The 21,441-nt window shown below is 56.5% G+C and carries 21 protein-coding genes and 1 other RNA gene; 10 read left to right on the top strand and 12 right to left on the bottom strand.

What is annotated here, in order from left to right; all coding sequences use genetic code 11:
- Positions 1-4: 4 nt before the first annotated feature.
- Both ACEWL3_RS11630 and ACEWL3_RS11625 read right to left on the bottom strand, forming a co-directional pair.
- The gene (locus ACEWL3_RS11630; RefSeq protein ID WP_386183090.1) at positions 5-1,936 is read right to left on the bottom strand and encodes an extracellular solute-binding protein; all 1,932 of its coding nucleotides are present in this window, start codon (positions 1,934-1,936) and stop codon (positions 5-7) included.
- 192 nt (positions 1,937-2,128) lie between these two features.
- On the bottom strand, positions 2,129-2,632 hold the full coding sequence (locus ACEWL3_RS11625; RefSeq protein ID WP_386183092.1) for a c-type cytochrome: 504 nt from the start codon (positions 2,630-2,632) through the stop codon (positions 2,129-2,131).
- Positions 2,633-2,762: 130 nt separating this feature from the next.
- Here ACEWL3_RS11625 and ACEWL3_RS11620 point away from each other — a divergent pair, with 130 nt between their 5' ends.
- A complete protein-coding gene (locus tag ACEWL3_RS11620; RefSeq protein WP_386183094.1) occupies positions 2,763-3,605 on the top strand; it encodes a prephenate dehydratase in 843 nt (280 codons plus the stop codon).
- A gap of 66 nt (positions 3,606-3,671) precedes the next feature.
- Here the strand turns inward: ACEWL3_RS11620 and ACEWL3_RS11615 are convergent, their stop codons facing one another.
- The 3 genes from ACEWL3_RS11615 to nudC form a co-directional block, all read right to left on the bottom strand.
- Positions 3,672-4,271, bottom strand: coding sequence for a short chain dehydrogenase (locus ACEWL3_RS11615; RefSeq protein WP_386183096.1), 600 nt, complete (start codon positions 4,269-4,271; stop codon positions 3,672-3,674).
- A gap of 259 nt (positions 4,272-4,530) precedes the next feature.
- On the bottom strand, positions 4,531-4,998 hold the full coding sequence (locus ACEWL3_RS11610; RefSeq protein ID WP_386183098.1) for an SRPBCC family protein: 468 nt from the start codon (positions 4,996-4,998) through the stop codon (positions 4,531-4,533).
- Positions 4,999-5,084: 86 nt separating this feature from the next.
- Positions 5,085-6,053, bottom strand: coding sequence for an NAD(+) diphosphatase (gene nudC / locus ACEWL3_RS11605; RefSeq protein ID WP_386183100.1), 969 nt, complete (start codon positions 6,051-6,053; stop codon positions 5,085-5,087).
- Positions 6,054-6,216: 163 nt separating this feature from the next.
- Here nudC and ACEWL3_RS11600 point away from each other — a divergent pair, with 163 nt between their 5' ends.
- Positions 6,217-8,064 (top strand): 5'-nucleotidase C-terminal domain-containing protein, encoded by a 1,848-nt coding sequence (locus ACEWL3_RS11600; protein ID WP_386183101.1) that lies wholly within the window; start codon positions 6,217-6,219, stop codon positions 8,062-8,064.
- A gap of 37 nt (positions 8,065-8,101) precedes the next feature.
- An RNA gene (gene ffs, locus ACEWL3_RS11595) (signal recognition particle sRNA small type) lies at positions 8,102-8,199 on the top strand.
- 115 nt (positions 8,200-8,314) lie between these two features.
- Here the strand turns inward: ffs and ypfJ are convergent.
- The gene (gene ypfJ / locus ACEWL3_RS11590) at positions 8,315-9,154 is read right to left on the bottom strand and encodes a KPN_02809 family neutral zinc metallopeptidase (protein WP_386183103.1); all 840 of its coding nucleotides are present in this window, start codon (positions 9,152-9,154) and stop codon (positions 8,315-8,317) included.
- Between the two features lie 64 nt (positions 9,155-9,218).
- Between ypfJ and ACEWL3_RS11585 the strand changes: the two genes are divergently transcribed.
- Positions 9,219-9,581, top strand: a complete 363-nt coding sequence (locus tag ACEWL3_RS11585; protein ID WP_114879978.1) for a YidH family protein — start codon at positions 9,219-9,221, stop codon at positions 9,579-9,581.
- Between the two features lie 38 nt (positions 9,582-9,619).
- On the top strand, positions 9,620-11,362 hold the full coding sequence (locus tag ACEWL3_RS11580; protein WP_386183105.1) for a DNA polymerase III subunit gamma/tau: 1,743 nt from the start codon (positions 9,620-9,622) through the stop codon (positions 11,360-11,362).
- Between the two features lie 4 nt (positions 11,363-11,366).
- Here the strand turns inward: ACEWL3_RS11580 and ACEWL3_RS11575 are convergent, their stop codons facing one another.
- Positions 11,367-11,963 (bottom strand): histidine phosphatase family protein, encoded by a 597-nt coding sequence (locus ACEWL3_RS11575; protein WP_386183107.1) that lies wholly within the window; start codon positions 11,961-11,963, stop codon positions 11,367-11,369.
- Between the two features lie 179 nt (positions 11,964-12,142).
- Between ACEWL3_RS11575 and ACEWL3_RS11570 the strand changes: the two genes are divergently transcribed.
- Both ACEWL3_RS11570 and recR read left to right on the top strand, forming a co-directional pair.
- Complete coding sequence (locus ACEWL3_RS11570; protein WP_386183109.1) at positions 12,143-12,487, top strand: YbaB/EbfC family nucleoid-associated protein; 345 nt, start codon at positions 12,143-12,145, stop codon at positions 12,485-12,487.
- A gap of 54 nt (positions 12,488-12,541) precedes the next feature.
- A complete protein-coding gene (gene recR / locus ACEWL3_RS11565; RefSeq protein ID WP_386183111.1) occupies positions 12,542-13,135 on the top strand; it encodes a recombination mediator RecR in 594 nt (197 codons plus the stop codon).
- A gap of 90 nt (positions 13,136-13,225) precedes the next feature.
- Here the strand turns inward: recR and ACEWL3_RS11560 are convergent, their stop codons facing one another.
- The 3 genes from ACEWL3_RS11560 to ACEWL3_RS11550 form a co-directional block, all read right to left on the bottom strand.
- Entirely contained in the window at positions 13,226-14,404 is a 1,179-nt protein-coding gene (locus ACEWL3_RS11560; protein ID WP_386183113.1) for a type III PLP-dependent enzyme, read from the bottom strand.
- Positions 14,405-14,675: 271 nt separating this feature from the next.
- Positions 14,676-15,776, bottom strand: a complete 1,101-nt coding sequence (locus ACEWL3_RS11555; protein ID WP_386183115.1) for an endonuclease/exonuclease/phosphatase family protein — start codon at positions 15,774-15,776, stop codon at positions 14,676-14,678.
- A gap of 124 nt (positions 15,777-15,900) precedes the next feature.
- Positions 15,901-16,665 carry a DUF1013 domain-containing protein gene (locus tag ACEWL3_RS11550; RefSeq protein WP_386183117.1) on the bottom strand — a complete coding sequence of 255 codons (765 nt, stop codon included), beginning with the start codon at positions 16,663-16,665 and terminating at the stop codon, positions 15,901-15,903.
- Positions 16,666-16,789: 124 nt separating this feature from the next.
- Here ACEWL3_RS11550 and ACEWL3_RS11545 point away from each other — a divergent pair, with 124 nt between their 5' ends.
- On the top strand, positions 16,790-17,434 hold the full coding sequence (locus ACEWL3_RS11545; RefSeq protein ID WP_386183119.1) for a ribonuclease T2 family protein: 645 nt from the start codon (positions 16,790-16,792) through the stop codon (positions 17,432-17,434).
- Positions 17,435-17,448: 14 nt separating this feature from the next.
- Here the strand turns inward: ACEWL3_RS11545 and ACEWL3_RS11540 are convergent, their stop codons facing one another.
- Positions 17,449-18,435 (bottom strand): NAD(P)H-quinone oxidoreductase, encoded by a 987-nt coding sequence (locus ACEWL3_RS11540; protein WP_386183121.1) that lies wholly within the window; start codon positions 18,433-18,435, stop codon positions 17,449-17,451.
- A gap of 140 nt (positions 18,436-18,575) precedes the next feature.
- Between ACEWL3_RS11540 and ACEWL3_RS11535 the strand changes: the two genes are divergently transcribed.
- The gene (locus ACEWL3_RS11535; RefSeq protein ID WP_386183123.1) at positions 18,576-19,808 is read left to right on the top strand and encodes an ANL family adenylate-forming protein; all 1,233 of its coding nucleotides are present in this window, start codon (positions 18,576-18,578) and stop codon (positions 19,806-19,808) included.
- Positions 19,802-20,905, top strand: coding sequence for a thiolase family protein (locus ACEWL3_RS11530; protein ID WP_386183217.1), 1,104 nt, complete (start codon positions 19,802-19,804; stop codon positions 20,903-20,905). The genes ACEWL3_RS11535 and ACEWL3_RS11530 overlap by 7 nt, the downstream gene beginning before the upstream one ends.
- On the opposite strand, the gene ACEWL3_RS11525 is transcribed toward ACEWL3_RS11530, so the two are convergent.
- Entirely contained in the window at positions 20,894-21,439 is a 546-nt protein-coding gene (locus tag ACEWL3_RS11525) for a biotin transporter BioY (protein WP_386183125.1), read from the bottom strand. The two genes, ACEWL3_RS11530 and ACEWL3_RS11525, sit on opposite strands and share 12 nt — an antisense overlap.
- Positions 21,440-21,441: the final 2 nt, after the last annotated feature.

The following is a 21,441-nucleotide window of genomic DNA, read 5'->3' as shown; positions in this document are numbered from 1 at the left end:
CGGTTTACCTCAACGCGCCATCTGCACGCAGCTTGGCGGCTTTTTCTTCATTGAACCACCAAAAATCAAGGTACCCCAAAGCATAGGCGGGAGGCGTTTCGGGGTGTTCGTACTGATTATAATAAGCAACCCAATAGCTGTCCTTGTACCAAACCGGAATGATAAAGAATGCATCTCGCAAAGCACGGTCCAGCGCCATGATGGCCGCGGCCTCATCTTCACGTGTCTGGGCGTTCAATGAGGCGTCGATGATCGCATCCACCAATGGGCTTGCCAGTCCAGCCGGGTTAAACAGCGAAAATTCTGCCGCCTCCGACCCGTAGTATTGCGCAAGGCCCGTACCCGTTCCAAGAAAAGCTGCATAACTGTCAAACAGCAGATCATAGTCGCGATCGCGTGACCGCGCAGTGAATTGGGAACCATCCACCTTCTCAAGGGTCGCATCAATGCCGAAGGACTGAAGGTTTGAGACAAAGCTTTCAACCACAGCCGTAGAGGTGGGCGAACTTGCAGAGTTGAATAGAAAGTTAAGCTTCAACGGCTCGCCTTGCGCATTCACTCGTTTTCCGTTTTCCACCGTCCAGCCCGCATCATCAAGCAGCTTGGCCGCCGTACGCGCATTGCGCCGATCCAAAAGCCGCTCTGGCTTTGATGTATGCGGCAGGCTTATTTCCTGGGTCAACATCGCCGTCGGTACCAGATCACCAAGACTCTTCAAAAATTCCAATTCCGCACCTTCGGGCACGCCAGTCGCCATTAACGGCGTATCCTGGGTAAAGGATGCACGTTGCTTGAACAGGCCATATTGCAGCGATTCGTTGGTCCATTCAAAGTTGAACGCCAATGCAATCGCCTCGCGCACACGCTTGTCCTTAAGCGCCTCGCTGCCAAGGTTGAACACAATACCTGATGGAGTTGCAGGGGAACCATCCGCGATTTCTTCGGTCACGATCGCGCCGCTTTCTACTTTCGGAAAATCATACCCCGTCGCCCACTTCTTGGAATCGCCTTCGTTGCGGAACGTATACTCACCCGCTTTGAACGCCTCAAATGCAGCCGTGTCATCGCTGAATATCTCTAACCGGATGCGGTCGAAGTTATTGCGCCCCTGATTGATCGGCAGGTCATTCCCCCAATAATCCGGGTTGCGTTCCAACACGATGCGGCGCGACAGGTCCAGTGACTTGATGACATACGCCCCCGATCCCGGTGGGCCATCAAGCCAGGAATCTTTCAGGCCATTGCCGGTCTTTTCAAACCACGCCTTTGGCCACGCCGGTACACCGCCAACCTGCTCGATCAGGCTGCGCCGTGAGATACCTTCGGCAAAGTAGAACTTGATTGTATGATCGTCGATCACTTCGACATTTGGAATGCGTTTGCGCACCGCTTCCGCATAAGATTTCAGCCCCTCGTCCAGCAAAAGGTTGTGCGAAAAATAGATGTCATGTGCGGTTACGGGCGTCCCGTCTGAAAACCGCGCCTCCGGCCGCATATGGAAGATGACCCATGATTTATCCTCTGGGTATTCAAGCGTTTCACACAGCAGGCAATAGGCCTCGCCATAGACATCCGAAGGCAGGCTTTCATTGCTGGGCGCTTCGCCAAGCAGGCTCTCAAATCCAAAAATCGAAAACAGATGCGCACGCCCCTTGCCGGAATAGGGGTTCATCGAATCCAGCGACCCCACAAAGGCAATCGAAATCTCGCCGCCCTTGGGCGCATCGGGGTTCACATAGTTAAAATGCGGGTAGTCAACAGGATAGGTCAGATCGCCATAAAAGGAATATCCGTGGCTTCTGGTGATCTTGCCTTCGTCAGCCCAGACATGCGTGGCCCAGATCACAGACAGGCCCAAAACCATATACGCGCCCCAGTTCGCCCAGAGTTTTTGATGTAACGTCCGGGTGGCGGCACGGGTCTTTGGCTGGGTCATCAGGCACATCCTTTGTATCGTGTTACGCGCTGGCATTTTTGCTAAACTAGGCTAATGCGGCAATGGGCCAAGGCGCAAGTTGCGAATATGTAATCTTGCCGCACAGCTTATCAAACCCCCGTCATATCGGCGTCAGATATGAAAAAGGCCGCCCCGAAACGGAAGCGGCCTTTGATTCCGGTGGGTATGAAATCAATTGTCGAGGCTGTCGAGATAGGCGATCACGTCCGCGCGTTCTTCGATCTTTTTCAAGCCAGCAAAACCCATTGTGGTGCCCGGCGCATAGCCTTTCGGATTGGCGAGAAAACCATTGAGGTGCTCAGGCGTCCAAACGTCCGCCACCTTTTCTAGCGCGCCGGAGTAGGAAAATCCTTCTGCCGCATCAACCGGACGGCCAACAACACCATAAAGATGAGGGCCAACAGCATTCGTGCCATTTTCAACCTTATGGCAGGCGCTGCATTTCTTGAAAACCTTTTCGCCCTTGGCAATGTCTGCGACCGCCAGCAGTTCGCCAAAGTCCACTTCGGCCTCTTCGCTGTCGCCACCAGCATCAACGACTTCGATCACATAAGAGGGTTCGCCATGCGCTTCGGCATGATACATTTCTGACCCGGCCCATTTGCCGAGCAAAAGGATCAACCACGCCCCGAACAGGCCAGCGGCAACTTTGGTGATGGTCATCGTGTCGAACATGGGCTTTGGTCCACTACTTTGTAACAGGCATCTCTTTCATAGCGTTACTATTGCTTTCCCTTGGCGCGGGCAAGGTGTAGTTACCGCGACCAATTGCCCGACTTACGGAATTTGATCAAGGAATGCGGTTATGAACGCCCAGACAACCCCACGCATCGCCTTTCAGGGGGCCTTGGGTGCCTACAGCCACGAGGCCTGTCTGCAAGCCCGCCCCGAGATGATTCCCGTGCCCTGCACAACATTCGACGGTGTGATCCGTGCAGTGCGCGAGGGGCGTGCCGACCTAGCGATGCTTCCGGTCGAGAATACAACCTATGGCCGTGTCGCCGATATCCACCGATTGCTGCCCGAAAGCGGCCTGCACATCATTGGCGAAGCATTTGTGAGGGTCCGCATTGCGCTGATGGCGCGCCCCGGCGTGGCATTGTCTGACGTGAAACACGTCCGCGCGCATCTGGTCCTGCTGCCCCAGGCCCGCAGCTTCCTTGATCAGCACGGCATCACATCCGAGGCCGCCGCCGACAGCGCCGGTGCCGCCGCGGAATTGGCGGAACTGTCCGGCTCGACAGACGGTGTGCTTGCCAGCGAAGTTGCCGCCGACATTCATGGACTAGAGGTTCTGGCCCGCGATATTGAAGATCTCGACCACAACACAACACGTTTCCTGCTGATGGCCCCGGACATCGACCTGACCCGGCGTGGCGACAAAATGCTGACGACCTTCGTGTTCGAGGTCCGCAACATTCCCGCAGCGCTTTACAAGGCGATGGGCGGGTTTGCCACAAACGGCGTCAACATGACCAAACTGGAAAGCTACATGGTCGGTGGATCATTCACCGCAACCCAATTTTACGCGGACATCGAAGGCCATCCCGAGGATCCGCCGGTCAAACGCGCATTGGAGGAATTGGGATATTTCACCAACATGCTTGAGGTGCTGGGCGTCTATCCGGCCAGCAGAGGTCGCGCGTGAGAGGATGATGTGGGTTACGGGGGGATGGCAGACGTCCCATCAATCTCTACCTCACTCATGGCCCTGTTAACCGATGCTGACAACTTGTCCGGTCTGGGCACCCTCAACACATTTAGCATAGGCCAGCCCGACATCTTGCGATGGCACGGGTTTATGACCCCGAAACCATTCACCGTAACGCGCGGCAGAAACATCCAGCATTCCAGGACTGACCACATTTATCCGAAGTCCGCGCGTCATTTCTATCGCCGCACTCCTCACAAATCCCGCCAGCGCGCCGTTTGCTGTCGCGGCGTTGGTGCCCATGCGGATTGGATCGCGATCCAGAATACCACTGGTCAGGGTGAATGATCCGCCATCTGCGATCACGTCCAATCCCGCGAGAACCAGATTGACCTGCCCCATGACCTTCTGACGAAGACCAACCATGAAGCTGTTCTGATCAAATTCGTGCAGCGGTCCAAAAGTCGCATCGCCTGCACAGGAAACCACGGCGTCAAATCCGCCAACCTTGCGGTACAATGCTTTCACAGCATGCAGGTCGGCCACATCCGCGCGATAGTCACCCCCAGAGCGTCCCACTGTGATGATGTCATGTCTTTCACCAAGTTCTTTGCATGCGGATTGCCCGATATCGCCTGCTGCGCCCACTATGATAATTTTCATCCCTGATCCTCCAGTTTCCGATCATACCAGCTGTGCTTTCGGTCGGGAATTGTGCGGACCGATTTAGTCTGCTCGCGGGCATGTGCCCGGTCCTTCATAAGACCGACTTGTCGAAAGACCAAGACAGGTGCGCTCCGTAGCATCTTCAATCTTCATGCCAATATGGCCGCTCGCCTCAGGTCAAAAACTAAAGTATCGCTTGCCCGGGATTGCCTGCATTTTACTGCGGTCAGTTGACTGGGTCCAACCAGACCCTCCCTCACGCCATCTTCACATACCGCTCTTCCATGCCCTTGGCATATTCCCCGATCCGCAATTTATACTTGCGTGTCAGCGACGCCTTGGCCAGCTTCATGGACTGCACCAAAAGCCGCGCTGACAGGGTCAGCGGTTTGACCTCCAGCGCCACGTTTAGCCGCGTGCGATTGCGCGACAGTGCCATCAATTCAAAGCTCATCTGCCCGACCAATCCAGGCGACGTGCTTTCGACAACAATATCGTTTGGACGGTCAAAGGTGACCATTTCGACCTGCATCTCTCGCCGTTTGCCACGCATGTCAAAGACGGTTTGCCACATCATCCCGACACCGGGGGCAGTCAGACGATCCACACGCTGAACCTCGGCACCACGCCGCATCGCAGACCGCTCAAATCCTTCAAAATCGCATAGCATCTCAAAGACAGAATCTATTGGTGCTTCAATATCTTCTCTGGTCGAAAATTTCATATAGCTGCCTTTTTCGCCGCTGATTTCTCAGGCGCTCAATTGGTGTTGCGCAGAAGCGGGTTAACATTTTATTGATCATTGTTGCGTTAATCAAGCCTATCCGCAAGCCAGTTCTCTAGTAAAAAGTGTGCAATTGCGCCCTTACGAGCCGGCAGGATATTGGCATGATGACCTGCAAAAATCTCCAGCATTTCTTCGCGGCTGATCCAAAGCGCATCCTCAATCTCTACCGGGTCAATTGTAATGTCGCTGCTTGTTGCCACACCGGAACATCCAAACATCAATGACGCCGGGAACGGCCAGGGCTGGCTGGCAAGATAGCTCACGGCACCCACCTGCACGCCGGCTTCTTCAAACACCTCACGACGCACCGCAGCCTCAAGCGTTTCGCCCGGTTCCACAAACCCGGCAAGCAGCGAATACATCCCCTCGGGCCACCCCGGCGAACGCCCCATCAGAACTGAATTTCCATGGGTGATCAACATGATCACAACCGGGTCCGTGCGCGGAAAATGCGCGCCCTGACACGCAGGACAAGTTCTTTGCCATCCCGCCTGAGTGATATTCGTTTCGTGACCGCAACGCGCACAGAACCTGTGGATGTCATGCCATCCCAGGATGGCCTTCCCGGTCGCGGCCAGTTCCGCATCACGGGCATCAAGCCAGGTCATGATACGACGCAATTCCGCAAAAACCATCGTGTCCGGCAACTGCGGATGGTGCTGCTCGCTGGGGTCGAGAAACCCGCCCAGAGCAGTTGCATCCAAGCCCTCAGGCATCCAACTGGATATATCAAATGCGAACAGGGCAGCACCGTCTTCGCGCCCTAACAATATCGGGTCAGCAACAGCCTGCTGAAGTACCGGATGGTCCAGTGCAAGCCGCACCAGCGCCGCAGGCCGTTCCGGCGTGATCAGCGGCTTGCCGCGCCAGAACAGAACGGCACGCGCCTCAGAGTCCGAGCGGGCCGCTTCAACAGCTTTCGCATCATTTCGGATCTCGCCAGCCCGGTCCAGCGCTGAGCCGCCAAAAGTTACCTGCTCCGCGTATTTCATGCGTGGCTCTCACTATTCCATGTTGTTCGATCTATCGCTTTTGCGCAACGGACACGAGGTTTAGGGCAAAGGCAACCCCTGATACCCTTGCACCTTAGGGTTCATTCTGTTGGACTAATTACAACCTAAAGACGACCATCTTGCTGCCATACAGGACTTTATTGTGAGCACAGAAATATCGTTATCCACTTGCAACGCAGTTCGGGGCAGCGATGTCAGCTACGACACCGCAAGTCTTCGGATTCTGGCCACCACCGACATCCACATGCAATTGCTCGGACATGATTATGTGTCGGATCTGCCAACCGCAAATAAAGGTCTGGCAGGTATTGCAACCTTGATCGCCAAGGCCCGCGCAGAGGCAGTGGCAGACCAGTCCGGATGCATCTTGCTGGACAACGGAGACATGTTTCAAGGGACAGTCATCGGTGATATTCTGGCCGCTCACCCGGTAAATCGCGCCCATCCCCTCGTGTCCTGCATCAACGCTTTGCAATATGACGCATTGGGTCTGGGCAACCATGATCTGGATTTCGGATTGGATTATCTTAGGGACATTTCATCGCATTTGGCCATGCCCCTGGTCAGCACGAACCTCAATCTGCACACCCCCGATTTCATACAAAACGCTGTCATAATCAGATGCAAGCTGCCGCACCGCAGCGGCAAGGACGCGCATTTGAAGGTCGGTGTGCTGTCCATATTGCCTGCCAAAACGTCCATCTGGAATCACCATGTCCTTGATGGCAAGGCAGACGTGGCACCGCCCATGCCTTGCCTGCGCGCGGCAATAGCAAAGCTGCGGGCGCGCGGCGCGCAGGTGATCGTCCTGTTGGCACATATGGGCATCGCAGAGGTTCATATGGGTCAGGACAAAAATGCCCTGTCGCTTGCACAAACCCCCGGAATTGACGCCATCATCGCAGGTCATACGCACCGGCGCTTCCCCGGCGGTGATCACACCGGTCTGTCGGGCGTGGATGCAAGCAAAGGCACCATTGCAAAGCGGCCCGCAATCATGCCCGGCAACGCGGCGTCTGATCTGGCCGTGCTTGACCTGTCCCTTACCAAAATGCGGTCAGGTGCCTGGACTGTAACCCGTCACACCAGCAAGCTGCGCGCCAATACGGCCACAACTCCGCCAGACGCCAAGATCACAGCGCTTTGCATGCCCGTCCATCATCGCGCGCAGGAACATCTGTCAGAATGCATCGGGCACACAAACGACGTGCTGCATAATTATTTCTCACTCGCCATGCCCACTGGGATTGCCGCGCTGACAGCGCGTGCAAAGGCACGGGTTGTGCGCGATGCACTGATGGGAACCAGCGACGCCAACATCCCGTTGCTCGCCTCTGTTGCGGCCCATACCGCCGGTGGGCGCGGCGGACCCGACCACTTTTTGTGCATTCCAAAAGGCCCGGTCTTGCGCCGCCATATCGCCGGGCTCAGCCCCTATGCAAACCAGATCTGGGCGGTGCGGATCACCGGCACCGGTTTGCGCGCCATGTTGGAAACCACCGCATCCGTTTTTCATACACTCAAGCGGGATGACCCAAACCAGCCATTGGTCGACCCGCTTATTCCCACGTTCAATTTCGATACTGTGTTTGGTGTGTCATATGCGATCGACCCGACCCAGCCCCCCGGCAAGCGTATCACTGCATTGCACCACAACGGCCTTTCAGTGCTGCCAGACGATCAGTTTATCCTGACGACAAATCAATTTCGCGCCGCCGGGGGCGGAGGTGTGATCGCCACCGCAAACAGCGATATTGTTCTGCGCAGCAGAACCAACATCTCGGACGCCCTGATTGACGCTTTAAAGCATCCCATGGACAATATCTGGCCGTCCCATCAGCCTTGGTCCTTTGACTGCAATAGCAAGGTGCACGCGATGCTCAAAACGTCTCCGGCAGCATTGGATCACTTGGCAGATGCAACACATCTAAGACCAACCGCGACCGGCACCACCGACGATGGGTTTGTCGCAGTGCGCCTGACTTTGTGATCCTTGCGTTTGGTCAAATCCCATCTTATATGACCGGTGAGAGGTTGGTGCGGGCAGGCACCTCGCCAACCTGGTCAGATCCGGAAGGAAGCAGCCACAACGAGTTCCGCTTGGGTCGTTATCAATCTCTCACCTCAGCACATGCGCAAAGCGAATGCGCGCGCAGTCCGGCAGGCGTATCCGCATCATGCCGCCGAAACACGTCGCTTCTGACCCCGTCATCGCTACCGCGTATGTCCGCTCCCAGCCTCTACAACTGATTGGCAGCAAAGGTATCGCACTGCCCGACATTGCCACTGTCATACCCACGCCCGAACCAGCGCGCACGTTGCTCTGATGTGCCATGCGTGAATGTATGTGGCTGCGGAACCTGACCCGCCTGCCGTTGCAAATGATCGTCGCCGATTTTGCGCGCGGCATTCAGCGCTTCATCCAAGTCACCTCTTTCCATCAATCCCTGCACATTCGCGGCCCAAATCCCTGACAGGCAATCGGCCATCAATTCCAACCGCACAGTCAGCGCATTTGCTTCAACTTTTGAAGACTGCCTGCGCGCCGCGTCCACTTTCGGCAAAATGCCAAGCTGATTTTGCACATGGTGAGCAACCTCATGGGCAATCACATATGCGGCTGCAAAATCACCCCCCGCACCCATGCGCTGGCTCAACATTGTAAAGAATGACGTGTCAAGATAGGCCTTTTGATCTGCAGGGCAATAAAACGGCCCGGTGGCCCCGGACGCGCCACCACAAGGGCTTTGCGTGACACCGGAAAACACGACCAAATTAGGCGGCGAATAGGTGCGGTCCAATTGTTCGCGAAACACCTTTGTCCAGACATCTTCGGTTGTGGCCAGCACCTGTGCGCTGAATTGGGTGGCCTTGTCGTCTGCTTGTGAAACCGGGGTGCCTTGCTGGGTCTGGACAGCACCGCCCCCATTCAACAACGGACTGACGTCAATCCCGGTAAAATAGCCGATTGCCAGAACAGCCAACAAACCAACAATACCAACGCCGCCTGCTTTGCCAGCGCGACCACCCCCGCGACGCACCTCAACATTCTTGCTTCGCCGAATACCCCTTAACCGCATCTTAGTTCCCCTCACTGTGTCCTGCGCTATTGTCAGTCGAACGCGCCGCGCGCACAATAGTTCAATGAGCAACAGCAATAAACTTGCAAAAGACCGCACCGATTGGGCCGAAGACCGCACCATTCTGGCGAATGAACGCACCTTCGCAGGCTGGATGCGAACCGGCATGGCCTCACTTGCGGTGGCCATCGGCCTCAGGGCGGTCTTTGGCGCATTTGAACCGACATGGGCGGCCAAAGCTGTCGCAACCATCTTTGTGCTCACGGCTGTCTATATTTTCTGGGCGGCACAGGATTCTGCCTGCGCGACACTTCAACGTCTCGACGACAACGAAGCCCATGCCCAACCGGCGCGGCGGATGAAAACCCTCGCGCTGATCTTTGCCTGCGGGTCCATTGCGGTTGGCGGCATCCTCTGGATGCTTTAGCCTGACATCTTGATCCCCGAATCCGCAACGGAAACCCAATGACCGACCAATCCGCCTATCGCGTGCTAGCCCGCAAATACCGCCCCGAGACCTTTGTCGATCTGGTCGGACAGGATCCAATGGTGCGCACGCTGAAAAATGCGTTTGAGGCGGACCGCATTGCGCAGGCGTTCATCATGACCGGCATTCGCGGCACCGGCAAAACCACAACCGCGCGGATCATTGCCAAGGGCATGAACTGTATCGGGCCGGACGGTAAAGGCGGGCCCACAACCGAACCCTGCGGGCAATGCGAACATTGCGTGGCGATCATGGAGGGCCGCCATGTCGATGTGATGGAAATGGATGCCGCATCCAACACCGGCGTCGCCAACATCCGCGAAATCATCGACTCGGTCCATTACCGCGCCGCATCGGCCCGCTATAAAGTCTATATCATCGACGAAGTGCACATGCTGTCCTCAGGTGCCTTTAACGCCCTCTTGAAAACCCTCGAAGAACCCCCCGAACACGTAAAATTTATCTTCGCCACCACCGAAATCCGCAAAGTACCCGTCACTGTCCTGTCACGCTGCCAGCGGTTCGATTTGCGCCGTATCGAGCCCGAGGTGATGATCGCCCTGATGCGCAAGATTGCGACAGCCGAAGGGGCCGAAATTGCCGACGATGCGCTGGCCTTGATCACCCGCGCCGCTGAAGGGTCCGTGCGCGATGCAACGTCTCTGCTGGATCAGGCGATCAGCCACGGGGCGGGTGAAACAACGGCTGTTCAGGTCCGGGCAATGTTGGGCTTGGCCGATCGGGGTCGGGTGCTTGATCTCTTTGACATGATCCTGCGCGGCGATGCAGCGGGCGCGCTGACCGAACTCAGCGGGCAATACGCTGATGGCGCTGACCCGATGGCGGTCATGCGTGATCTGGCCGAAATCACCCATTGGGTTTCGGTCGTGAAAATCACCCCGGACGCCGCCGAGGATCCAACCATCTCACCTGATGAACGCAGCCGCGGTCTGACCATGGCCGAGGCGCTGCCTATGCGCGTTCTGACCCGCCTGTGGCAAATGCTGCTCAAGGCGCTGGACGAAGTCGCGGCGGCCCCAAACGCGATGATGGCCGCTGAAATGGCGATCATCCGACTGACTCATGTGGCCGACCTGCCCAGCCCCGAAGAACTGGTGCGCAAGTTGCAAAATGCCACACCGCCGCCCTCCGCACCGGCATCAGGTGGCCCGTCCCCATCAACGGGCAGCGCACCGACGGCATACCGACAAAATGCCGACGTTACACAGTCGTCCCATTCCGGCGGCACAGTGACCGCCCTGGCCCCCGACATCGACGCCGCTCTTGCCCGGTTTCCGACCTTTGATCATGTTGTCGAACTGATCCGCGCCAGACGTGACGTCAAATTGCTGGTCGAGGTTGAAACCTGCCTGCGCCTGGACAGCTACCAACCCGGCCGCGTCGCTTTCACCCCTACCGACGCCGCCCCGCGCGATCTGGCGCAGCGTCTAGGTGCCTGCCTGCAACGCTGGACGGGCAACCGCTGGGCCGTGACAATCGTGAACGATGCCACCGCCGAAACCATCGCCGAAATCCGCGATGCCAAAGACCTGAATCTGCGGGCTGAGGCCGAAAACCATCCGCTCATGCAAGCTGTCATCGCGCAATTTCCCAAAGCCAAAATCACCGCCATCCGCACCGCCGAAGACATCGCCGCCGATGCGGTAAGTGAAGCGTTACCTGAGGTCGAAGACGAATGGGACCCCTTCGAAGACAGCTAACGCATTATGATGCGGGCCATGCGTCCGGATCAATATGACCCAGCACCTCAACGCCACCTTTGCCGTCTGATTTCAACACATATGCCACCCCCTGCGGTTCAGGATAGATACCTGTCGCAGCCTCAAATGGATCGTCATGGCCAACGATCACGCGGTTTCCCTGCGCCAGCGTTGGCGCGGTCAGAAAGGGCATGACATTTGTGCGCATTTTTGCGGTCTGTTCAGCTGAATATTCTTCAGCTGGTTCAAAATTCAAAGCCGCCTTTTTTTCATATGAACCAAAGGCAAGGTCGGCGGTCTGCCACGCCCGGCAATATTCACTGCTGAAAACTTCGGAAACAGGGATCGCCAGATCCTTGATTGCCTTGCCAATGACCCGCGCCTGCTGCCAGCCGCTTTCGCTGAGAACCCGCTGTGTCGCGCAATCATTTGGAACGGCTGTCACCTGATCTGCATAATCACTCTCGGTCGACGCATGACGAAGATATATGACATACCCACCGCCCTTCAGAGCCGTAAAAAGGTCACTTTGCTGCATTTCTTCTGCCGAGGCGCTGGTCCCCGCTGCAAGCAGCAACCCAACCCCGATTAACTTGAACATGTCGTATCCTTTCCTTGCGTTTCAGTGGACGTCTACACATCAGAAATCAATTCTTAGTATTTTAGTCAAGATTAAATCTGACTTTTTTACTAAACTATTCGCGCCCGAACCACGCTTGAGGGTCCTGGCACATCAGCGTATCAAGGCTAATGACCGGATTGTGCAAACAGGAGATCACGATGCTCAAAGGACTAGGCGCACTTGGCGATATGGCCGGGATGATGAAAAAGGCGCAGGAAATGCAGGGCAAGATGGCCCAGATGCAAGAAGAGCTGGCCAATATCATGGTAACGGGCGAAAGCGGCGCGGGCCTTGTCAAAGCCACGGCGACGGCCAAAGGTGAACTCAAGGGGCTCAACATCGACCCTTCTATCTTTAACGGCGATGACAAAGAGGTGGTTGAGGACCTGATCCTTGCCGCAATAAAAGACGCCCAAGGCAAAGCGTCCGAACGCGCGAAGGCCGAAATGGCGAAACTGACCGAAGGCATGGGCCTGCCCGCTGATATGAAATTGCCATTCTGACATTTCATTGTTCCCAAAATACACATTGACCAACCGCGCAGCGAAGGACGGCGTTTGAGTAGTACCCGCGACATCGACAACCTGATCGAACTGATGGCCAAACTTCCCGGCCTCGGTCCCCGCTCGGCCCGGCGCGCAGTGCTTCATCTGATCCGCAAACGGGCGCTACTGCTGACACCTTTGGCGGATCTGATGCAGACCGTTGCCGCCACCGCACGCGAGTGCCTGAACTGTGGCAACATCGGCACAGCGGATGTCTGTGACATCTGTGACAGCGAAAAACGCGCCAACGGCGAACTATGCGTGGTCGAAGATGTGGCGGACCTCTGGGCAATGGAACGCTCTGGCGTGTTCAAAGGGCGGTATCATGTGTTGGGGGGCACCTTGTCCGCACTTGATGCCATCGGCCCTCAGGAACTGCGCATTCCGCGCCTGATGGACCGGGTTGCCACCGAAGGGATCACCGAAGTGATCCTGGCCTTGAATGCGACCATAGACGGGCAAACCACAGCGCATTACATCGCAGATCAGCTTGACGGTCGGGTCCGATTGACCTCACTGGCGCAAGGCGTTCCCATCGGGGGTGAACTTGATTACCTCGATGACGGCACGATCACCGCTGCCATGCGGGCCCGCAAAGCGCTTTAGCTTTTACGGCCCGGCCAAAAGCCCGCCCATTAACAGATAGGCCGTCCGCTCCTCCCAAAGCAGACGGCCTTTCCGCGCGATGTTGACCGGTCAGAGAACGATCACATCAAGCGGCGGAAATCCATTAAACCCCACAGAGCTGTAGGTGCTGGTATACGCACCACAGTTCTTGATCATGATCCGATCGCCCGACCGCAGATCAAGCGGCAGATCGATGGGTTTCTTTTCGTACAGGATATCAGCAGAATCGCACGAAGGTCCGGCCAGGACACATGGACCGACCAGCCCGCCATCATGTTCTGTCACAAACTGATAGCGGATCGCCTCACCTTCTGTTTCTGCCAGCCCGGAAAAACGGCCAATATCCAGATACACCCAACGGCGCTGCGCCTCTTCTGATTTTTGTGACACCAGCAACACCTCGGCTGCGATGTGACCCGCCTCGGCCACCATGCCGCGACCTGGTTCAGCCATGATATGAGGCACAGTGCCAAATCGCGCTTCAACCGCTGCAATGACGGCCGCAGAATAGGCGCGTGGTGCCTCGACGGTTTCGCCATAAAACGCCGGAAAACCGCCACCGATGTTCAGCAGTTGCAGGTCGTGACCGGCCTCAATCGCGGCGTGCCAAAGCGGTGCGACCTGATCCAGAACCGGGTTCCAGAATTCCGCCTTGCGGGTCTGCGAACCAACGTGAAACGACAAACCATACGGCACTAGACCAACCGATGCGGCATGATCAAGCAAGGAAGGCAGCATCGAATCTGCACAACCAAATTTGCGGGTCAACGGCCAGTCGGCCAGCGAATTTTCAACAATCACACGGATATATACCCGCGCACCGGGCGCATGTTCCGCGATTTTGTCCAGTTCAGCAACGCAATCGGCAGCAAACAACGTCACACCAGTCGAATGTGCAAACGCAATATCGACGGGCCGTTTGATGGTGTTACCAAAAGAAATGGTCGACGGATGTGCACCCTGAGACAGGACCAGCTCGACTTCCTGACGGGACGCCGCATCAAAACCACAGCCTTTTTCGACCAGCATGCGAATGATCTCCGGTGCCGGGTTAGCCTTCACCGCATAGTGAATGTGCGCGCGGCCCAAACCGTTGTGCAACGCATCATATTGCGCGGCAATCCGGTCACGGCTGACAACCAATGTCGGTTTGTCGAACGTGTTGTTCGCGATGTAATCCGCCGCTTCGTCAAAATTCAAAGGTGCATCGGCGCGCAGTGCCGCGTTGGTTTGTGCTGTCATGGTCATCTCCAAAGAGCCAAGTGGGGAGGTAGAACCCCAACAGGTCGTTTCAAGAGACGTTACCGTCGCTGCATAAACGCGGGTCAGCCAAGTGCTTCCGTGACCGGCCAGAGGCGCGTGCGTTGGCGTCTGTGTGACGCCATTTAAGCGGAATTGAGATTCGTACAAGCTGAAAATGCACTTTGCCGAAATTCGATATCTGACCCAATACACCGTGTCTTGCCTGCATCATTTGCCGTACACGGGATGAAACCCAATTCAAACGATCTCTCGGCCCTCAATCCTCCCAGTCACTGCCAATGGCCTCGCGCGGGCGATCCTGCTCCTCAGCGATCATTTCTTTTGTTTTGCGGGTTTCATTTGCGTCAGCCGGATCGGGTTTCGTCTCGGCTGCCTTTGTTCTGGCAAGCGCCAGAACAAACCACATCGGAAAATGATCAGACCCGATTTTTTCCAACCGCGCCATCTCAACCAATCTGAATTCAGGGTCATGGAACAGATGGTCTAGCGGCCAGCGCATCCAAGGCATCGTTGCGCTGAAGGTATTGTAAAATCCCCGGCCCACACGCGGATCAAGCAGGCCCGACAACCGCTGAAAACGTCGGGTTGTGGTCGACCACGCCACGTCGTTGAGGTCCCCTGCAACGATGGCTGGCAAGTGATCTTTTTCTGCTTCTATTCCGACGAGGGCGATCTCACTGTCTCGACCAATCGTATCATGATCAATGACCGGTGGTTCAGGGTGCACCACATACAGCCGAATGTCCGACCCATTGGGCAAACGCACTGCCGTTCGGATCGATGGCACACCTTCGGTAATCATCTCACGCACATCCGTTTCAGAAAGCGGAAATTTCGACATCAGGCAAATGCCATATCCGTTGTCTTTCGGCACCTCGACCCAATGTGTAAATGTATGATCAAGAGGCACCTTCAGCGCATCAATCCACCCCTCATCCACTTCGATCACCAGCACTACATCAGGGTCGCGCGCCTGAATAAGAGAGATCAGCCTATCGAACTGCCGATTGGATTTCTTGATATTGGCCGCCAGAATCCTGATGTGGCTTTCTGTATCGGCGCGTAATTCTGCCGGTGCAGCGACAGACTGCAGACTCCAGATCGGGGTGAATTTAATGGTATGGATCAGTTGGATCGCGGCAAGCAAACCAAGCGTCATCGCGCCAAACCATCCCCAAGCGTTTGGGTGCACGACCAGCATCAGAACCGCCAGTGCCAGTGCCATCAGGAAAAGCTGTTGGCGCGGAAAGGCGAGCCCCCGAACCACACCATGAGGTATCTTGGAAAAAGGTATCAGGGTCGCGACCAGTACTAGCAGTCCAACAAACCAAAGAAGTCCAATGCCGAGTGTAGTCAATGTGCACACCTGAGAATCACAGTTTACCAATCTGAAAAGCGAAAGGGTGCAGGAAAGACATCATGCACCCCAAATTACTAACAAATGATCGCACCGCTTGGTTCCCCAAAGACGATTGGAACGCTCAGGATTTTTTGTCGGCCTCGTCGTCGTCATCATCATCGTCTGGCAACGAAAAGAAGCTGTCGGCGTCGGAGTAATCACCCTTGTCCTCATCTTCGTCATCTGCCGGATTTCCAGAGAGCGTAAAGGTCTCAAGCCCTTCAATTGCCGTTGGAATCTTCGGCTCTGACTCCATCCCAAGGCTTTGTTCCGTGCTCACCAGTTTGCGCCGCTCATCGTCGTTCATTACTTCGCCAGCGGCAAGCTTCTTGGCGGCTGCCTTTTGCACGGCAGCGTCAAGTTCAGATTGCTTGCACAATCCCAGTGCAACCGGATCAATGGGTTGGATGTTTGAGATATTCCAATGGGTCCGGTCACGGATCGCCTGAATCGTCGGTTTCGTGGTGCCGACCAATTTGCTGATCTGCCCGTCTGTCAGTTCTGGATGGAATTTCACCAGCCAATAGATCGAGGCAGGACGGTCCTGGCGTTTCGACAAGGGTGTATAGCGTGGCCCACGCCGCTTTTCCTCACCCTGCGCCGCGGCATTGAACTTGAGCTGAATGACGTGATTGGGAGATGCTTGTGCAGCATCAATCTCTTCCTGGGTCAGCTGATTGTTTGCAACCGGATCAAAACCCTTCACGCCCTGCGCCACATCGCCATCCGCAATGCCCTGCACTTCCAATTCGTGCATGCCAACAAAATCAGCAATTTGCTTGAAGCTGATGGTGGTGTTGTCCACCAACCAAACAGCGGTGGCTTTGGCCATAATCGGTTTTGCCATTTTATCTCTCCTTTAAACGCAACTTTCCCGTCGCCTGAAAGGCTGTCCTGCGGGGCAGAACGGTTTCCATTGTCGGGGAACTTAACGCCTATATAATGAGCCATGAAACATAAGGAAAGACCCAATGCGCATCCTGCTGATCGGGTTTGTGGCGCTCTTGTTTGGTGCCGCCCACACCGCCACAGCCAAGAATGAACTGGCCGGTGAATTCGACTATTTCGTGCTGTCGCTCAGCTGGTCACCAAATTGGTGTGCCATTGAAGGCGACGCAAAACGATCGCCGCAATGCGCTGAAAAATCCGGCCACGGTTGGATCATGCATGGTCTCTGGCCTCAGTTCCATCGCGGCTACCCCTCCTATTGCCGTACGATTGAACGGGCCCCATCGCGCGGCATGACCAGCGCCATGACCGACATTATGGGCACCAGCGGGCTGGCATGGCATCAATGGAAAAAGCATGGCTCTTGCACCGGCCTTTCCGCACAGGATTACTATGCGCTGTCCCGCCGCGCCTATGCGCTGATCGAACGCCCCGCCATATTTCGCAAACTCGACCGCAGCGTCAGATTGCCCGCCTCAATTGTCGAAGACGCTTTTTTGAGATCCAACCCGGCCATCAAAGCAGACGGCATCACCATTACCTGCCGCAATAACCGCATCCAAGAGGCGCGCATTTGCCTGTCACGTCAGCTCACCCCGGTGCCCTGCGGACAGGACGTGGTGCGAGATTGCCAGATGAAAGACGCTCTGTTTGACCCGCTCCGATGACTGGGGCACCCCGTTCAGCCGGCCACTTTTAATACAATCTTCCCAATATGGCCGCTTGTCTCCATCCGCGCATGCGCCTCGGACGCTGCTTCGAAACCATATTCGCTGTCCATCACCGGGGCCACACTGCCCGATGATAAAAGCGGCCAAACCGCCTCTTGCAGTTCCTGGGCGATGCGCGCTTTTGCCAGATCGCTTTGCGGGCGCAACGTCGATCCGGTCATCGTCAGGCGCCGCGTCATCAGAGTGGCAAAATTCACCTCAACTTTCGGTCCTTGCAGGAATGCGATTTGAACCAATCGACCATCCTCGGCTAACGCCTTTAGGTTTCGGGGAATGTAATCGCCGCCCACCATATCAAGAATAAGATTTGCCCCCCCTTCGGCTTGCAAAACCTCCACAAAATCACTGTCCCGGTAATTGATCGCCTCTTCGGCACCTAGCGTAATGCACGCCGCGCATTTTTCATTTGTCCCGGCGGTCGTAAACACCCGCGCGCCAAATGTCCGCGCCAGTTGGATTGCCGTTGTTCCAATGCCGGATGATCCACCATGCACCAAAAACCGCTCTCCGGCCTTCAGACCGCCGCGCATAAAGACATTTGACCACACGGTGAAAAACGTCTCGGGCAGACACGCCGCCTCTTTCAGTCCCATACCAGACGGGATCGGCAAACAATGCGCGGCAGGTGTCGCAACATATTCGGCATAACCGCCACCGGGCAGCAACGCACAGACATGATCGCCTACTGCAACGGTCGACACACCGGCACCAACACTGACCACCTCACCTGATGCTTCCAGCCCCGGCAGATCACTTGCTGTGGGCGGTGGCGCATACATACCAGCCCGTTGCAGAGCGTCCGGACGGTTTACACCGGCGTAAACGACCTTGATGACAACCTGCCCATAACCGGCTATGGGCATTGGCCGGGATGTAACCTGTAAGACCTCTGGCCCGCCGGGTTTGGTGATCTCAATTGCACGCATCGTTTCAGTCATCGGCTCATCCCCCACGTTACAGATATGATCGTCAACATAGACGCCGCGCGCATCCCATGCACCCGGATATTGTGCGCTTGGCCATTGGCCGCGTGATTTGGTAGGTCAGTGGCAAGGCAATGTAATGTGAGGCACTGAAAATGGCGCAAGCTGCGACGTTTAGATGGGATGAACGCGCACGTCTTTTCGCGGGCGATATCGAAATTGAGCGGCCAAAGACTGGCCAAGACCAGCCATTCAAACAGATTGCCTGCGAACCAACAGCCGCCGCACTGTCCGACATTGGCGCAGCCCTGAGTGGCAATTGCGGTTTTTGCGTTTCTGAAAGACCACTGCCGCCGGACCTTGAAACTGACAGTGACCACTTTCTCACTCTCACGGGTGGATCGTCGGGTCAGCCAAAGATCGTTCGCCGATCACAGGTGTCTTGGGTTTCCAGCTTTGAAGTTAACGCAGTGCAATTTGACTTCACCAAAGAAGACTCCATCGCCGTTTTCGGCAAACTCAGCCACTCACTTGCGCTTTATGGGGTGCTTGAAGCGCTGCATCTTGGTCTGAACGCCTTTGCCTTGGACGGCTTAGGCCCCCGAACGCAGCGGGCGGTGCTGGCGCACCACGGCATCAGCGTTCTTTACGCCACGCCAACACAATTGCGCTTGCTCGCGCATTCACAGGGCGAAGAATTGCCCGACGTTCGGCTGATCCTATGCGGCGGGGGCGACCTGAACCCATCAACCCGGGCAGCGGCCAAGACACTCTGCCCCAATGCAGCACTCCATGTCTTTTATGGTGCTGCCGAGACCAGCTTCATCACTCTTGCGGATGCCAACACGCCTGACGGTTGCGTTGGCCAAACCTATCCCGGCGTGGTCTTGCGTGTACTGGACAAAAAAGGCGTGCCGACAACCGGCGTAGGTGATGTCTGGGTCCAAAGCCCCTATCTCTTTAAGGGCTACATGGCCAATGACCCCGCTGACACAAGGTGGAAAGATGGGTTTGTCACTGTAGGCGAAATGGGTGAGATTGACGCAGACGGCAACCTCTGGATCAAAGGGCGCAAAACGCGGATGATCACCATAGCCGACCAGAATGTATTCCCCGAAGACATCGAAACGCTGATCTCAACCAATCCCCAATTCGGGACATGTGCCGTGATCCCGGTTCCGGACAAGACTCGTGGTCATCGTTTGGTCGCGGTCTTGCAAGGGGGGCAGAATGCAGAGATAGCTCACGCTATAAGAGACTTTTGCCATGAAAAACTAGGCGGATTGATGACCCCCCATAAGGTGCTGTTTCACCCGTCCTTGCCGCTGCTTGGTTCTGGCAAGATTGATCTGGTTAATCTGTCTGACTGGGTGGAGGGCCAATTGTGACAGCCTATGTCATCGCCGCCTGCCGAAGCCCTGTTGCCCCGCGTGGCGGCGCACTGTCACATTTGGAAATTCACGCGCTTGCAGGGCCAGTCTTGCGCGCGGCGCTGTCGCAGGCTGGAATGAATGACAGCAATGTCGCCGAGGTCATCGTCAGCAATGCCCTCGGCGCAGGCGGCAACCCGGCACGCATCATCGCCCTTGCGACGGGCCTGCCGGAACGCATCGCGGGCCTGAGCATTGATCGGCAATGCGCGGGCGGTCTGGACGCCCTGTTGCTGGCCCGTCAGATGATCCGCAGTGGTGACGCGGATGTGATCGTCGCAGGCGGAGTGGAAAGCTATTCACGCCGCCCGGTTCGGATGCAGACCTTTGCGGACGGGCGCGCTCCCGTAGCCTATGATCAGGCGCCTTTCACTCCCTGGCCCGACCGCGACCCTGACATGGCACAAGCAGCCGATACGCTGGCCCAATCGCTGGGCATCACCCGCAAAGCGCAGGATGACTGGGCAATCGCCAGCCATGCCAAAGCACTGGCCTACCATCCGACACCAGCCGAAATCGTTCCGATTGATGGGGTAACCAACGATACATTCACACGCCGCCTAAGTCCTGCACTATGTGAAAGAGCGAAAGCCATTACAGGCGATATCACCGCGGCCAATGCGGCAGTCGCCGCAGATGGTGCCGCATTCTGTGTGGTGGTATCTGAACGTGTGGCCGCACGGCTTTCAGGCCCCAAAGTTGAAATCGTTGCGGGGGCGACATTGGGCGGCGCACCAGATTGCCCCGGCCTTGCCCCCGTTGCTGCCATCACAAAGATCATGGCTCAAACCGGCCTGTCCCCCACTGACCTCACCGCTGCTGAGATCATGGAGGCCTACGCGGTACAGGCCATCGCCTGCGTTCGCGGCGCGCACATTGATCCGGGTATCGTGAACCAAGGCGGCGGTGCGCTGGCGCGCGGCCATCCCATTGGTGCATCCGGTGCAATCAACGCGGTGCGGCTGTTTCATGACCTGCAGAAAAAAGGCGGCACCGGCTTGGCTGCGATTGCCGCAGCTGGTGGGATCGGAACCGCGCTGTTGTTACGTGCGTGACAGCAAACTTGCGGGACGCGCCTTGGCCAATCCCGCCGTGATAAACCCCGCCAAAATGACCTTGATGATGTCGCCGGGTATGTACGCCCCAAGCACGATCAGCGATTCACCCAATCCCTTGTCCAGAACAAACATGAACCCAGTGATGCCGAACAGATATAGCACCAAAATGCCCCCGACCGCAGCAGAGACTCCGGCGGCCAGACCAACCGATTGCCTGCGCATCTGCTCCATCACGAAACCCGTCGTGAATGCCGCGATGGGAAAACCGACGATGAAACCAACCGTTGGCGAGGCAAAGACACCCAAGCCCCCGCGCCCACCAGCAAGCAGCGGTAGCCCAAGTGCAACCAAGCCAACGAACAAGAGCACAGAAAGCCCACCACGCTTGGCACCCAGCACCGTGCCACAGAGCATCACACCAAGGCTTTGCGCCGTGATCGGCACGCCTGTCGCAAGCATCAGATTTGGCATTAGCCCAAGGGCCGCGATCAAGGCAGCAAAAATGGCAATGAGAGCGATTGAGCGTTCCATAT

Origin of the sequence: Sulfitobacter sediminivivens (genome assembly GCF_042611115.2) — a bacterium.
In the GTDB taxonomy this organism is placed as follows: domain Bacteria; phylum Pseudomonadota; class Alphaproteobacteria; order Rhodobacterales; family Rhodobacteraceae; genus Sulfitobacter; species Sulfitobacter sediminivivens.
The sequence above is the reverse complement of the archived record's forward strand: the minus strand, read 5'-3'. Positions and strand labels throughout refer to the sequence as shown.

What these genes read in the sequence shown, in the direction of transcription:
- ACEWL3_RS11630 (WP_386183090.1), bottom strand. Translation starts at nt 1,936, where the DNA reads ATGACCCAGCCAAAGACCCGTGCCGCCACCCGGACGTTACATCAAAAA.
- ACEWL3_RS11625 (WP_386183092.1), bottom strand. Translation starts at nt 2,632, where the DNA reads ATGTTCGACACGATGACCATCACCAAAGTTGCCGCTGGCCTGTTCGGG.
- ACEWL3_RS11620 (WP_386183094.1), top strand. Translation starts at nt 2,763, where the DNA reads ATGAACGCCCAGACAACCCCACGCATCGCCTTTCAGGGGGCCTTGGGT.
- ACEWL3_RS11615 (WP_386183096.1), bottom strand. Translation starts at nt 4,271, where the DNA reads ATGAAAATTATCATAGTGGGCGCAGCAGGCGATATCGGGCAATCCGCA.
- ACEWL3_RS11610 (WP_386183098.1), bottom strand. Translation starts at nt 4,998, where the DNA reads ATGAAATTTTCGACCAGAGAAGATATTGAAGCACCAATAGATTCTGTC.
- nudC (WP_386183100.1), bottom strand. Translation starts at nt 6,053, where the DNA reads ATGAAATACGCGGAGCAGGTAACTTTTGGCGGCTCAGCGCTGGACCGG.
- ypfJ (WP_386183103.1), bottom strand. Translation starts at nt 9,154, where the DNA reads ATGCGGTTAAGGGGTATTCGGCGAAGCAAGAATGTTGAGGTGCGTCGC.
- ACEWL3_RS11585 (WP_114879978.1), top strand. Translation starts at nt 9,219, where the DNA reads ATGAGCAACAGCAATAAACTTGCAAAAGACCGCACCGATTGGGCCGAA.
- ACEWL3_RS11580 (WP_386183105.1), top strand. Translation starts at nt 9,620, where the DNA reads ATGACCGACCAATCCGCCTATCGCGTGCTAGCCCGCAAATACCGCCCC.
- ACEWL3_RS11575 (WP_386183107.1), bottom strand. Translation starts at nt 11,963, where the DNA reads ATGTTCAAGTTAATCGGGGTTGGGTTGCTGCTTGCAGCGGGGACCAGC.
- ACEWL3_RS11570 (WP_386183109.1), top strand. Translation starts at nt 12,143, where the DNA reads ATGCTCAAAGGACTAGGCGCACTTGGCGATATGGCCGGGATGATGAAA.
- ACEWL3_RS11560 (WP_386183113.1), bottom strand. Translation starts at nt 14,404, where the DNA reads ATGACCATGACAGCACAAACCAACGCGGCACTGCGCGCCGATGCACCT.
- ACEWL3_RS11550 (WP_386183117.1), bottom strand. Translation starts at nt 16,665, where the DNA reads ATGGCAAAACCGATTATGGCCAAAGCCACCGCTGTTTGGTTGGTGGAC.
- ACEWL3_RS11545 (WP_386183119.1), top strand. Translation starts at nt 16,790, where the DNA reads ATGCGCATCCTGCTGATCGGGTTTGTGGCGCTCTTGTTTGGTGCCGCC.
- ACEWL3_RS11540 (WP_386183121.1), bottom strand. Translation starts at nt 18,435, where the DNA reads ATGACTGAAACGATGCGTGCAATTGAGATCACCAAACCCGGCGGGCCA.
- ACEWL3_RS11535 (WP_386183123.1), top strand. Translation starts at nt 18,576, where the DNA reads ATGGCGCAAGCTGCGACGTTTAGATGGGATGAACGCGCACGTCTTTTC.
- ACEWL3_RS11525 (WP_386183125.1), bottom strand. Translation starts at nt 21,439, where the DNA reads ATGGAACGCTCAATCGCTCTCATTGCCATTTTTGCTGCCTTGATCGCG.